At 63.8% G+C, this 13,537-nt stretch carries 9 protein-coding genes; 8 read left to right on the forward strand and 1 reads right to left on the reverse strand.

What is annotated here, in order from left to right; translation table 11 throughout:
- The first annotated feature begins 158 nt into the window (after positions 1-158).
- Together L0966_RS11295 and yghU are read left to right on the forward strand one after the other, a co-directional pair.
- Positions 159-746 carry a TetR/AcrR family transcriptional regulator gene (locus tag L0966_RS11295; protein WP_234052005.1) on the forward strand — a complete coding sequence of 196 codons (588 nt, stop codon included), beginning with the start codon at positions 159-161 and terminating at the stop codon, positions 744-746.
- Between the two features lie 18 nt (positions 747-764).
- Positions 765-1,625, forward strand: coding sequence for a glutathione-dependent disulfide-bond oxidoreductase (yghU, locus tag L0966_RS11300; protein ID WP_234052212.1), 861 nt, complete (start codon positions 765-767; stop codon positions 1,623-1,625).
- Positions 1,626-2,710: 1,085 nt separating this feature from the next.
- Here yghU and L0966_RS11305 read toward each other — a convergent pair.
- Positions 2,711-3,436, reverse strand: a complete 726-nt coding sequence (locus L0966_RS11305) for a hypothetical protein (protein WP_234052006.1) — start codon at positions 3,434-3,436, stop codon at positions 2,711-2,713.
- Positions 3,437-4,028: 592 nt separating this feature from the next.
- On the opposite strand from L0966_RS11305, the gene L0966_RS11310 reads away from it, so the two are divergent.
- From L0966_RS11310 to L0966_RS11340, 6 genes are all read left to right on the forward strand, one after another.
- Entirely contained in the window at positions 4,029-4,337 is a 309-nt protein-coding gene (locus L0966_RS11310) for a hypothetical protein (RefSeq protein ID WP_234052007.1), read from the forward strand.
- Positions 4,338-4,792: 455 nt separating this feature from the next.
- On the forward strand, positions 4,793-7,765 hold the full coding sequence (locus tag L0966_RS11320) for a beta strand repeat-containing protein (RefSeq protein ID WP_370640718.1): 2,973 nt from the start codon (positions 4,793-4,795) through the stop codon (positions 7,763-7,765).
- A 35-nt stretch (positions 7,766-7,800) separates the two neighbouring features.
- Positions 7,801-9,561, forward strand: a complete 1,761-nt coding sequence (locus L0966_RS11325; RefSeq protein WP_234052008.1) for a type I secretion system permease/ATPase — start codon at positions 7,801-7,803, stop codon at positions 9,559-9,561.
- 198 nt (positions 9,562-9,759) lie between these two features.
- Positions 9,760-11,124, forward strand: a complete 1,365-nt coding sequence (locus tag L0966_RS11330; protein WP_234052009.1) for an HlyD family type I secretion periplasmic adaptor subunit — start codon at positions 9,760-9,762, stop codon at positions 11,122-11,124.
- A 435-nt stretch (positions 11,125-11,559) separates the two neighbouring features.
- Positions 11,560-12,315 carry a response regulator transcription factor gene (locus tag L0966_RS11335; RefSeq protein ID WP_234052010.1) on the forward strand — a complete coding sequence of 252 codons (756 nt, stop codon included), beginning with the start codon at positions 11,560-11,562 and terminating at the stop codon, positions 12,313-12,315.
- A gap of 349 nt (positions 12,316-12,664) precedes the next feature.
- Positions 12,665-13,273, forward strand: coding sequence for a hypothetical protein (locus tag L0966_RS11340; RefSeq protein WP_234052011.1), 609 nt, complete (start codon positions 12,665-12,667; stop codon positions 13,271-13,273).
- Positions 13,274-13,537: the final 264 nt, after the last annotated feature.

The following is a 13,537-nucleotide window of genomic DNA, read 5'->3' on the forward strand; positions in this document are numbered from 1 at the left end:
GTCGACGAAGGGCTGCCATACCCATTCTGTGGCACGCAATTGCGCGCCACAGGCTCTGATGTCGGGACTGTTCACCAATGCACGAACATCGGCTATGTTTGACAGCATTGCCAATCTTAACAGATGTGTCAAGAATCAAAAAAGGGACGGAATCAAGAATGGTGGGCGTTCGACAATTCGACGAAGCCAAGCTGCTGGCGACTGTTCTCGACGTCTTCTGGCGGAAGGGATGGCAGGCAACCTCCATGTCCGATCTTGCCGAGGCCTCCGGGGTCCAGCGCGGCTCGTTGTATAATGCCTATGGCGGCAAGGAAGCTCTGTTCTTGCTGGCTTTCGAATCCTACGCGCAACGCTTTCTCGCGGACGTGCGCACTGCGATCGATGCGCCTTCGGCTGCCGTTGCATTGAACCGTTTCTTTGACGTGGCGATTGCGAATATGACCGCAGGCCATCCGCCGCGAGGCTGCCTGACAACCAAGATGGTCGCGGAATCGGAGGCTGCCGGCGAGCTCGTTCAGGCGCGTCTGCGCCAGTTGCTGAACGATCTGCGAACGATCATGCAGTCGGCGCTTGCGATCGATCAGATCCGCGCCGGTCTCAAGCTATCGCCGGAAGAAACCGCGGAGATCCTCGTTACCTTCACGCGTGGACTGGCAATTATGGAAGCCCTTTATCATAGCTCGGATCAACTTCGTAGCACCTCCAATTCCTTGGCACGTGCACTGCTGTCCACTCGGATATATTAAAGAAATGAGGTTTTTATGATGGTCGACTCGCCAGAATACACGCCACCAAAAATCTGGACCTGGCACAAGGCCAATGGCGGCAGATTCGCGAACATCAACCGTCCGACGGCGGGACCAACGCATGACAAGGAACTGCCGGTTGGTCGCCATCCGCTGCAACTCTATTCATTGGCGACACCGAACGGTCAAAAAGTCACGATCCTGCTCGAAGAGCTGCTCGCGCTCGGCCATGAGGCTGCGGAATATGACGCCTGGCTGATCCGTATTGGCGATGGTGATCAGTTCGGGAGCGGGTTCGTCGAGATCAATCCCAACTCCAAGATCCCGGCACTCCTGGACCGCAGCGCCCCGGAACCGATCCGTGTGTTCGAGTCGGGCGCCATCCTGCTTTATCTGGCCGAGAAGTTCGGCGCTTTCCTCCCGACCGGTGTCGGTCCGCGCGCCGAATGCTTGTCCTGGTTGTTTTGGCAGATGGGGAGCGCCCCCTATGTGGGCGGAGGCTTCGGTCACTTCTACGCCTATGCGCCGACCAAGATCGAATATGCCATAGATCGATTTGCCATGGAGACCAAACGGCAGCTCGACGTGCTCGACCGCAGGCTTGCAGGAACCACGTTCCTAGCGGGCAGCGATTATACGATTGCCGACATCGCTGCGTTCCCCTGGTATGGAGGCCTCGCCAAAGGCTGGCTTTATGAGGCGACCGATTTTCTGCAGGTGCAGGATTACAGGCACGTGCAGCGCTGGGCCGACATGATCCTTGAACGACCGGCCGTCAGGCGGGGGCGTATGGTCAACCGCATCACCGGCTCCCCTTCCAACCAACTGCACGAACGCCATGATGCCAGCGATTTTGCGTCCAAGATGCTGGATGGATAATCGGTAGCGTGGAGCTGCAATTACACCGCTCCGATAGGGCCAATCGCATTGCGAGCCGGAGTCCGGAGCAATGGAACCGAAGACCGAGTCAATACTGTCGAAGGTCGGCAGCGCGACCCTTAAGGTTCGTCCACATTTCGACAGATGGCAACAAAGCGGACATTCTTAAGTTGCTTTAATTTCAAAAACATAAGTGTTCGTAGTTTCATCCTCACCGGCGCGCCAGGCATGTCTGCGGATCAAATCAGCATCGCCATATTCGCGGTGTGCAGATAGTTTCTCATCCTGTGAAGATCGATAAACGCCTGAGCGGTGAAAAGCCGGCGGAGCGTCGCGCTTTCCACGCCATCTGGCGTAGCTGAGACGCAGCAACGCAGCAGGAAAGCGCCCCCGCAAAGCGGCGGGCAGGCCCCACTCGTCCGGGCAACCGGCCGGGCGCTTGAGCGGCTTCAGACACCGCCCCTCCTCCGCACGAACCTCTCGTAGTGGCGATTCCGCGCAGCGCTTCGCTGCCCAGCAAGATGCAAGCAGCACAAATGCCCGCGATGCCACTGCAGCCTGGCCACCGTGCGGCGCATCTGCCTCGCTGTCCGCTACCGAAGGTTCGCTCGGATTGGCGAGCCCGAGCCACCGCAGCACCCTCCCTGCCCAGCACAGCGGCACATCGTGCGGATGCCCAAGGGGCTGGGTCGAACCGCACGGCCCACCCCAACGCGACCGCTGCGCGTACCCGCGCACGTCCGCCAGAACGGCAATGCCACCCCCGAAAGCCCCGGCGCACACGCCTTCATGCTGGGATGATCCTCAAGAGGGCACCGGTCCAGCCGATCAGCAGTCAATCGGCACAGAGCGTTCACCCTGGATCGGCGCCGAGCTTTGCCACCTGGTTTCGTGAAGTCTGCCGCTCCCGATCGGATTGGGCAGCGGCCGCCCTGGTCGTGTCGGCGGTGTCGTGTGGGCAAGAGGGCGTAGCCGGACCGGAGGCACGATGCCGCCGACGGCGCAGATCGCTCGGCCGGCGCAGATCGTGGCCAGCCTGCGCGACGGAGCCGCACCAACATACAGCGCAACGTGTGGCGCTGGACCTAACCGATTGCAGCCGTCACCACCACCGACACGGTTGAAAGCTGGTCCTCTACGGTCAACGCGGAGAAATCGACCTGGGTAAAGCTATCGTCGCCAACCGCCGTTGCCGTGACATCGAAGAGCGCCAGATTTCCGTCCACCGTCATGTCCCAGCCGTCGTCATTTCCACAGCCGCAGTCCGGCGTCACTGCCGTCATATCCGCAACCGGGTCGGCGTCCGTCGACGTGTCAGCGGTTAGGGGAGTGCTGTCGATCTCGCCGGTCGGGATGCCGTCGATGTCCAAGGCGAACACCTCCGTGAGAGCTGAGGCGGACCACTCGGAGGAGGAGCCATCAAAGCTGGTGGTCACGGCAGTATAATTCAGATCAAACGTGTAATCGGCATCACCGATAAAATCGACATAGCTCGTGGCAGCGGCATAGCTGGAGGCGTCGCCAGAGCCCCAGGCGGTAAATTCACCGAAAGCGTAGGCTGTCTGCATATCCGCATCACCGGAGAGGCTCACATCCACCTGCGCGGTGGCCAGAGTGTCCTCCCCGATGGCGATGGCATCACCACCTAGGGTGATGGCCATGCTCTCCCCTGAGGTAGAGGGCGACGCCTCAGCATTAACATCGAGCGACAGAGATGTCGTGTCGAGCGATGTTGTTTCGCTGTCCGCCACGGTCTCGGTCTGTGCGACCGACAGATTCAGGCTGAAAGTCGAAGCATATGCGGTTGACATGGCAGTCTCTCGCTATAGAGCCGCAAACAGTGTAGCGAAGGCACTGTCGAAGGAAATTGGGGATTAGGCTTTACTATCCCAAGGAGCAGTCCGAAGCCGAACGCGGTAGGAGATAAGCTTATTTTGTAGCTTACGCCTTATGCACATCACCGGCGAGGCATGCTACCGCTGCGCGATCCTCCGCGAAGCCGCCCTCCAAAAGGACATGCCTCGGAGGGCGGGTTCATCTCCCCTTTTCACAACTTCGACGAAACATGACCGCCCCATGAATTGGCGCCCTGTGTTCACGCAAGCTGGCATCCGCGTCGCTCAAGGCAGCGCCCTGGCACACCATCACCCACCCCTGCCCAGCCGCACACGAGGCACTCCGCAGGCGCACCGCGAGACAAGTACAATCACATACAGGCAAGAGATACCCCCACGCACATCGCCGCTCCAGCGCCATACCACCACCATATCCATACGGCAGCGGAATGCTATGCAATATACCCCCTTGGTTTAGTCATCCTGTTGCTCTTTTGACCCGAGAGAACTGAAAATCTACTTTCTCGGTGTCGGCGAGATAGCCGGCATCTTCGCAATGGAGACGAACATGTCCTACGATCCCTGGCACTGCGATCCCTCCGGCGATGGAGCCACCGACTTCAACTGGAACCTGGACGTCAACTATGACTTCACGTCCTCGGTCGACCTCAACTTCACCACCGACACCAATTACGACAGCAGCTTCGACCCGTCGGTGAACTTCGACATGTGCATCGACATCTCCGGCAACTTCGCCGGCTTCAATGTCGACGTGCAGGCCGTCGGCGACAACAGCGCCACCGAGGTGAACCTCGCCGTGGTGACCACGGACGACTACTCCAGCATCGCCCTGTCGGGCTACTCCGCGGTCGCCTGAATGCCGCACTGAAGCGGCAACGGACTCTGTTTCCAGTTGCCTGAGAGCCCTGGTGCCGCCGCAACCAGGGCTCTTTTTTTATTTTGCCACATGCAGCATCCATGGTGCATCGGCCGTACCGGCGAGCGACCACCCGCCTACCGCGCCCGATATCACGCTATTCGCATATGAAGTTATTCAGTCACAATAGCACCGTCGATAATATTGCATCGCAATATACTCTCATAATTCCGCACGCGTTTGCGCTAGGTCACCTCACCTAAGTATTAGATGCCTACACCCCACCCGCCTAAACGGTGGGCGCCCCATGTGGACTGTTGTTTGGCGTAGGGCACGGCATTTAAGGTTTCTCCCACTCCATCCGAACAATGGATCGGAAAACAGGAGAGTGAAAGATGCCGAAAGCTATACGAATTTCACGAGTGGTATTCGGATCATCGGCTACGACGTCCACGGTGGACACGAGCTCCACATCCGCCGCGCTGAAGACGTCCACGGCATCGTCCACCTCGACCACCCCCACCAGCACCACGACTTCGTCCACGGAGAACACAGCCCTGCTGGACGGCATGAGCGTTGCCGCGACCATCAGCGCCTTCTCCGTCACGACGGCCACGGTGGTCCCCACCTACCAGCTGATCTCGCTGACGGCGTCAGCGGACACCTACCAGCTCACGGCCTCGGGCAGCTTCAAGATTCAGGGCCTTGGCGGCAATGATACGATCTCGGTGCTCGCGAGCAGCACGGGGAACGACTATCTGGACGGCGGGGCCGGCAACGACACCCTCACCGCGGCAGCGACCGATGATATCCTCGACGGCGGCGCGGGCACCGACAAGCTCTATGGCGGGGCCGGCAACGACCTGCTCCGGGGTGGTGCCGGCAGCGATACCCTCGACGGTGGCGATGGCATCGATACGGTGGATTACTCCACCTCCGCCTCCTACGTCAGCATCACGCTCAGCCTCGATCCCACCAAGAGCGCGCGCGGCGTCGGCGGAGATGCGACCGGCGATACCATCATCCGCGTCGAGAACGTCATCGGCTCCGCCTATAACGACATTCTCTCGGGCAACAGCCTCGACAACACGCTCATCGGCCTGCAGGGCAACGACGTGCTGCGCGGCAATGACGGCAACGACATCCTCATCGGCGACGCCATCGTCGACGCGGACGGCAACGGCGTGCCCGATGACGATGACGGCGATGGCATCCCCGATGGCGTGAACACTACCGCCGAGGGCGGCAACGACACCATCGACGGCGGCTTCGGCGACGACCAGATCTATGGCGGCGGCGGCAACGACACGCTGCTCGGCGGCTTCGGCAACGACAAGCTCTATGGCGGCATGGGCGCGGACCTGCTCAGCAGTGGTGACGGCGACGACCTGCTGGATGGCGGCGATGGCGACGACCAGTTGCTCGCGGGCTTCGGCAACGACACGCTGATTGGCGGCGCCGGCAACGACATGCTGAACGCCTCGAGCGGAGACGACATCCTCTCCGGCGGCGACGGTGACGATGACCTGAACGGCGGCGACGGCAACGACGTGCTCAACGGCGACGACGGCAACGACTACCTGCTCGCCGGCGCCGGCGACGATGAACTCCACGGCGGCGCGGGAGACGACAAGCTCGACGGCGGCGTGGGAGCGGACCTGCTGGATGGCGGCGACGGCAACGACACCGCCGATTATTCGGCGGGCGGCGCCGTCGGCGTCGATCTCGGCGCCAACGCCACGTCCGGCGCGGCCGCCGGCGACACCTTCAATTCCATCGAGAACATCATCGGTTCGGCGTCCGACGACGTGCTGGTGGGTGACTCCAACAACAACACCCTCACCGGCGGCAAGGGCGCGGACACCCTGGTGGGCCAGAGCGGGTTCGACACGGCGGACTATTCCACCTCCGATGCCGCCGTCACCATCCAGCTCAACGCCACCGCGGCCGACCCCACCGCAGCGGGCACCGGCCTTGGCGGCGATGCCGAGGGTGACGTTCTCATTCTCATCGAGCGGCTGATCGGCAGCGCCTTCGATGACACCTTCATCGGCAGCGAGGGCGCCGACACCTTCATGGGTGGCGCGGGGGCTGACATCCTCATCGGCAATGCCGGCAGCGATACGGCGGAATACTCCTCCTCCAGCGCCGGGGTCACTGTGACCCTCGATGCCCTCGCCACCACCATCGGCATCGGCGGCGATGCGGAGGGCGACCAGCTCACGGGCATCGAGAACCTCATCGGCTCGGCCTATGGCGACGTGCTCGTCGGCGGGGCCGGCGCCAACCGGCTCGACGGCGGCGCCGGCAACGACACCCTGCGCGGCGGGGCCGATGCCGACCGGCTCATCGGCGGCGATGGCATCGATACGGCGGATTATTCCACCTCGTCCAGCGCCGTGGGCGTCGCGCTGTTTGCCAGCGACGACCCCAACATCGTCACCACCGGCGCCGGCGGCGATGCCCAGGGCGACCAGCTCAGCCAGATCGAGAACCTCATCGGCTCCGCCTACAACGATACCCTCGTGGGCAGCACGGAGAACAACCGCCTGGAGGGCGGCGCCGGCAACGACACCCTGCGCGGCGGGGCGGGCGCCGACGTGCTCATCGGCGGCGACGGCATCGACACGGCGAGCTATTCCACCTCCGCTGGCGGCGTCTATGTGGCGCTCAGCTCCACCGGCACCACGGTGGGCACCGGCAACGATGCCCAGGGCGACCAGCTCACCGGCATCGAGAACCTGACGGGCTCTTCCTACAATGACACGCTGATCGGCAGCGATGGCGTGAAACGGCTGGATGGCGGGGCGGGCAACGACCTGCTGCGCGGCGGCGCCGGAGCCGACACCTTGATTGGCGGCGATGGCATCGACACGGTGGATTATTCCACCTCCTCGGCGGCCGTGGCCCTTCAGCTCACGGCCAACCCGGCAGCGGCGACCACCGGCAGCGGCGGCGATGCGGCGGGTGATGTGCTCAACACCATCGAGAACATCATCGGCTCCAATTATTCCGACACGCTCTACGGCAGCACCGCGAGCAACACCATCGTTTCCGGCTCGGGCAACGACAATATGCGCGGCGGCTCCGGCGCGGACGTGATGGTGGCCACCGGCACCGGCTCCAACACCATCTACGGAGACGGCATCTCCGACGGCGGCACCGCCGGCGTCGATACCTTCAAGATCCTGGGTGGAACCAACCTCATCGTCGACTACCAGACGGGCGAGGACGTCTACGTGAACAGCCTCACCCAGTCGCCAGGCCTGACGGTGGTCTCGGGATCGCTGGTGGCGGTGTCGCTCGTGGGCTCCACCCATACCACCTACGTGGTGGTGGGCACGACCGCCGATGTCGCCTCCGCGCAGGCGGCGGCCACCTACTTCATCCAGCACGACCTGTTCGTGGACGCGAACCTGATCGCCTGACACCGGCAACGCGCGCACGAGGGAGGAGAGGGGTCATGTCGCGACGGGATCGCAAGGCGCCTGGTGGGCGCGGGACGGAGCTCGACTTCGCCATGGAGCAGTGCCGGCGCTCAGCCGGCACCCTCCTGCTCTTCAGCCTGGCCATCAATCTGCTGATGCTGGCCTCGCCCATCTACATGTTGCAGATCTACGACCGCGTGATGGTCACCGGCAGCATCAACACCTTGGTGCTGCTCACCATCATGACGGCGGCGGCGATGCTGCTGCTGGGGCTACTCGATGCCCTGCGGGCCGTGCTCGCGGTGCGCATGAGCTCCTGGCTCTCCGATCGGCTGGGGCCGGTCTACCTGGCCCATTGCGTCCGCGCACGCCTGCTGGGCGACGCCTCGGGCGCGCAGCCGCTGCGGGATATCGCCCAGATCCAGGCCTTCGTCGCCTCCCCGGGCCTGAGCGTGTTCTTCGATGCGCCCTGGTCGCCGGTATTCCTGGGGCTCATCTGGATCCTGCATCCGGCCCTGGGCATCCTGGCGGTGTCGTCGGCCTTCATCCTGCTGGCCCTGGGCCTGCTGAACGAAGCCACCACCCGCGGCGCCACGGCGGCGGCGAGCCAGGCGCAGATCAGCGCCACCCTCCAGGCGGAAACGGTGATCCGCAATGCCGAGGTGGTGCGCGCCATGGGCATGCTGCCGGACCTGATCGAGCGCTGGCGCGTCGCCAATGATGCCAGCGTCAGCGCCGCCCAATCGGCGGGCGAGCGGGCCGGCCTCATCATCGGCATCACCAAGTTCGCGCGGCTGTTCATGCAGTCCGCCGCGCTCGGCCTCGGCGCCTATCTGGTGCTAAAGGGCGAGCTCTCCGGCGGCGCCATGATCGCCTGCTCCATCCTGCTGGGCCGGGCCCTGGCGCCGGTCGAGCTGGCCATGAGCACCTGGCGGAACTTCACGGTCGCCCGCGTGGCGTACCACCGCCTGAAGAGCCGCCTCCAGGTGGCCCCCCATGAGCGCCGGCGGCTCGCGCTGCCCACGCCCACGGGCATCATCTCGGCCAATGCCGTCACCTACACGCCGCCGGGCGGGCGCCCGGTGCTGCACCAGGTGTCCTTCCAGGCCAAGCCCGGCGAGGCGATCGCCATCATCGGGCCTTCCGCCAGCGGCAAGAGCACCCTGTGCCGGCTCCTGGTGGGCGTGGCGCGGCCATCCAGCGGCGAGGTGCGCCTCGACGGCTCCGACCTCGCCCATTGGGACCCCGAGCAGCTGGGCCGCCACCTCGGCTACCTGCCGCAGGACACCGAGCTGTTCCCCGGCACCGTGCGCGAGAACATCGCCCGCATGAAGGGTGGCGACGAGCATACCGTCATCGAGGCGGCCATGCTGGCCCATGCCCATGAGATGATCCAGCGTCTACCCAACGGCTATGACACGGCGGTGGGCGATGGCGGGCATCGGCTCTCCGGCGGCCAGCGCCAACGCATCGGCCTCGCCCGCGCGGTCTACGGCGTGCCGCCGCTCATCGTGCTCGACGAGCCGAATGCCAACCTCGACCAGCAGGGCGAGGCCGCGCTCTCGGCCGCCATCGAGGAAATGAAGCGGCGCGGCTCCACTTTGCTCATCGTCGGCCACCGCCCCTCCACCATCGTGCAGGCGGATAAGATCCTGCTGCTGCGGGACGGGCGCGTGGAGGCCTTCGGGCCCCGCGACGAGGTGCTGAAGCGCCTCCGGTTCGTGGCCTCCGGCCCGGCCCCCTCCGAACGCATCGCCCCGGCGGACGGAGCCGCCGCAGCGACCCCGGCATCCTGAGATCCGGACGCGTGCCCGGCCGCGACCCGGCACGCGCCCCGCGCAAGCAGTGAACGACAGCCGCCCCGCCCCCAACGCCACCCAGTCGTGACGCCGGAAGCCGGACCCGCGCCCGCCGTTCCGATGATTTGTGCACATCCATTCCCTTCAGGCGAGCCGACATTCGCCTCGCTCGAAGTGGCCCAAGGGAGACATCCAATGGCCCAGTCCCTGACCGTGCTCGACGAGCCAAAGCGCGGGAAATCCTCGCCCCCACCCGGCGCCGACGGCGCCCTGCACCACGCGCTGCACGCCCCCACCATCCTCGGCGTGCTGTTGATTTTCTTCTTTCTCGGCGGCTTCCTGCTGTGGGGTCTCACGGCCCCCCTCGCCGGCGGCGCTGTGGCATCGGGCGTCATCAGCCCCGACGGCAGCCGCCGCACCATCCAGCACCTGGAAGGCGGCATCATCTCCGAGCTGAAGGTGCGCGACGGCGACCGCGTGGAGGCCGGACAGCCCCTGGTCGTTCTGGAGCGGGTGCAGGCGGAATCCACCATGAATGCCCAGCTCGGGCAATACTATACCCTGCTTGCCACCCAGGCGCGGCTGCGCGCCGAGCTCGCGGACCTGCCGGACATTCAGTTCCCGCCCGAGCTCGTGGGGCCGAGAGCCAGCAAGGAGCTGGTATCGGTGGTTCGCGGTCAGCGCGTGGTATTCGAGACCCGGCGCGTGTCGCTGCAACGCCGGCGCGAGATCCTGCAACAGCGGATCGAGCAATCCCTGCAGCAGATCAAGGCCCTGGAAGCCCAGGCGGCGGCCGCGCAGGTGCAGTTGCAACTGATCGCCGAGGAGCTGGAGGGCAAGCGCGTGCTGCTGGCCAAGGCCCTTATTCGCAAGCCCGAAATGCTGGCCCTGGAACGCACGCGCGCCGATATTGAAGGCCGCAGGGGCGAATATCTCGGCATGATTGCCCGCGCCAAGCAGGAGATCGGGGAGACGCAGGTCCAACTCCTTTCCCTAGAGGCCGAGCGCAGCGACGACATCTCCGAACAGATGGACAAGGTGCGCGTGGAGCTCGCCAGCCTGACGCAGCAGCTTCAGGCGAGCCGGGACGTGCTGGCCCGCACCGTGGTGACGGCGCCCATCAGCGGCACCATCGTGAACCTCCACTTCAAGACCTTGAGCGGCGTGATCCGTCCGGGCGAAGCCATCCTTGACATCGTGCCCGACGACGAACCGCTTCTCATCGAGGCCCGGGTTTCGCCAGTGGACATCGATGTGGTGCACCAGGGCCTTCCCGCGCAGATCCACCTCACCGCCTTTTCCAAACGCGCCCTGCCACGCATCGACGGCACCGTTACGTCCGTGTCGGCGGACCGGCTCGTCGACCAAGGCACCGGCCAGGCCTACTTTCTGGCACGCGTTCAGGTTGATCGAGGAGAGCTAACACGACTTAAGAATGTAATAGAACTCCTCCCCGGCATGCCGGCAGAGGTACTAATTGTCACCCAAGAACGGACATTCGTTGATTACCTCCTCGAGCCAATCCGAGATTCCATGAGAAGAAGCTTCAGGGAGGTATGAATATAGCTCCAACACAACCCGAATTCAGAAAATATATATATAAATAAGGAATACTTCCATTTAGCGATTTTGATAAATTCGGGTTGTATTCCGTCACAAAGTGCGTCACATATGGCGTATCTGCCGAAGCGTAATTCATTAGATGCCAGAGGTATGAGGCGTACTTGGGTAACGATACCTCCTTTGATTGGCATCGAGCGGCATTTATTTACTTCCTACGACTGCACTGAGTCTTAATAGTATTGACGTCACGCGGGAGTAGCTGAAGGTTATATTTTAATATTGGGGAGATGCGTAACCTCCTCTCCAAATCCTGAGGCGATCTCATGCGCCCCGCGCGGCGTCTTTCGAACGAAGACAGGGTGGGCAGGTGAGAGGAGCGGGGTCACACCCGCCCACCTTTCACCACTCGCGAGCAATAAGACGGAGGGCGTCATGCACACGGGTATCGAAAAGTCCCAGGGGCGGTTGAGTTTGATGCTGATTGATGATCTGCCGCTTCGGCGTGCCAGCATCAGGCGGCTTCTGGAAGACTGGGCTGGCGAAGATGAACTTCAACTGGACACACTCGAGCCCGAGAACATCAAGTCCGAGATCGAGGAAACGGACGCACAACTCATCGTCTTCAATATCGGCGGGGCGTCCCTTTCAAGCCCTGGCCTGCGCGCGCGGGTGGAAGCGCTGCGCCAGGACTTGCCGCGGGTGCCCCTTGTGATCATCTGCGACAATGACGAAGTGAGCGAGGTGGTGGAGGTGCTCAAGGCGGGCGCGAGCGGCTTCATCTGCTCCCGCATCGCTCCGGCGGTGGTGTTTCAGGCCCTGCGTTTCATCATGGGCGGAGGCGTCTACTTTCCCGCCAATGCGTTGTTGCGCGCCAATGAAGCGGACCGGAGCGACGACTGGTCCCGATCCCGCGGGGGCAAGGACGCCAGTTACTGCTCCAACCTCACCGCGCGGCAGAACTCGGTGCTGCGCCTGCTTCAAAAGGGGTACTCCAACAAGCACATCGCGCGGGAGCTCGCCATGTGCGAGTCCACCGTGAAGGTGCATGTCCGCCAGATCATGCGAAAGCTGGGCGCCTCTAACCGCACCCAGGCCGCGCTCTGCGGCATCGAGCAGGGAACGGCGAGCGAGGCCGCCCCGCGCACAAGCCTTGCAGCCGAAACCGTCTCTTCCCCGCTGCTGCTCTAGGCCCGCGACCTCGATGCGGCTCGTCCCGTGTGCGGCGGCGCGCGGGGCAGCCGTGACGGGATGGCGCGCCAAGATCAGAGGCCGAGAAGCCCGAAGGGAGAACATCGCAGCAATACTCTATAATTGGCCGAAAATGGGGACCAACTACACCGATAAGGTGAGTCATTCATCAGGACAAATTGTTGAATTTATTCGATTTCACTATGATTTGAATAACTCTCTTCGGCCTTGAGAGTGCGATCCGATAGACCGTCTGTCCGGCGTGATGTTCGAGGCCGTTGCGAGGAGGATCCAATGCTCAGGTGCCGCCTTGTCCATTCTCGTCTCAGCGGAGCCCAGGTCGGTCCTCGTGGCAGATATCCTCTGCCTCAGGCGGGAGGGCACCCAGCGCCTTTTACACGAATGGGCCGAAGCCCATGGCGTGGCCCTTCGCCCCTTCGATCCATCGGAGCTGGCGAACCCGGAATTCACCCCTGAGCCCAGCCAGGCCTGGGCCTTGTGCATCCTCAATCTCGGCGGTCAGTCGATCAATGATCGCACCGTGTCGGGGTGGATCGGGGGCCTGCTCTCCCACTACGCCGGCGCGCCGCTCGTGATCATCTCCGACCGCAGCGAAGACGAGGAAGCCGTCAGCGCGCTGCGCATGGGCGCCCAGGGCTTCATTCACACCGGCATCGCTCCAGAGATCGCCATGAACGCCCTGTCGTTCATCATGGGCGGCGGCACGTTTTTCCCACCCGGCGCGCTGATCGCCCGCACCCCACGCCCGGGCCTCTCGGGCCGCCTGTTCGGCCGCCGACGCGGCCGCGGGAAAGGCTCCACAGAGAGCCGCGGCCTGCCCGGCCTGCACTGCGTGGGCTGGCACGCCGGAAAGCTCCGCTGGCCCGGCGCCGAAATGCGCCTTCGTGCCCTCCAGCGCTTCATGCAGAAGCCACGGCGCCTGTCCCTCCTGCGCTGATGCGCACCGCCGCGCCCCGCTCGCAGCAACGGGGCGAACGCCATGGACAGCCCAAAGGTGAGCCCGGTGCCCCTGCCCTCCCTCCCCGCTCATGTTCGCGCTCCCGCGATGCCGTACCTCATTGACGACAACGGAACACCCAGCCCGAGGAGAGCGTGCGGCCACGACGGCGCCTGCCCAAGGGCCTCGCGGGGCGCACACATCACTTCGGCCCAAGGGGGGTAAGTCCGCCTCGCCTGTGCCGCCATGGGCGCGGCTGGCACG

This window comes from Xanthobacter sp. NM-59 (genome assembly GCF_021401125.1).
Taxonomy (GTDB): domain Bacteria; phylum Pseudomonadota; class Alphaproteobacteria; order Rhizobiales; family Xanthobacteraceae; genus Xanthobacter.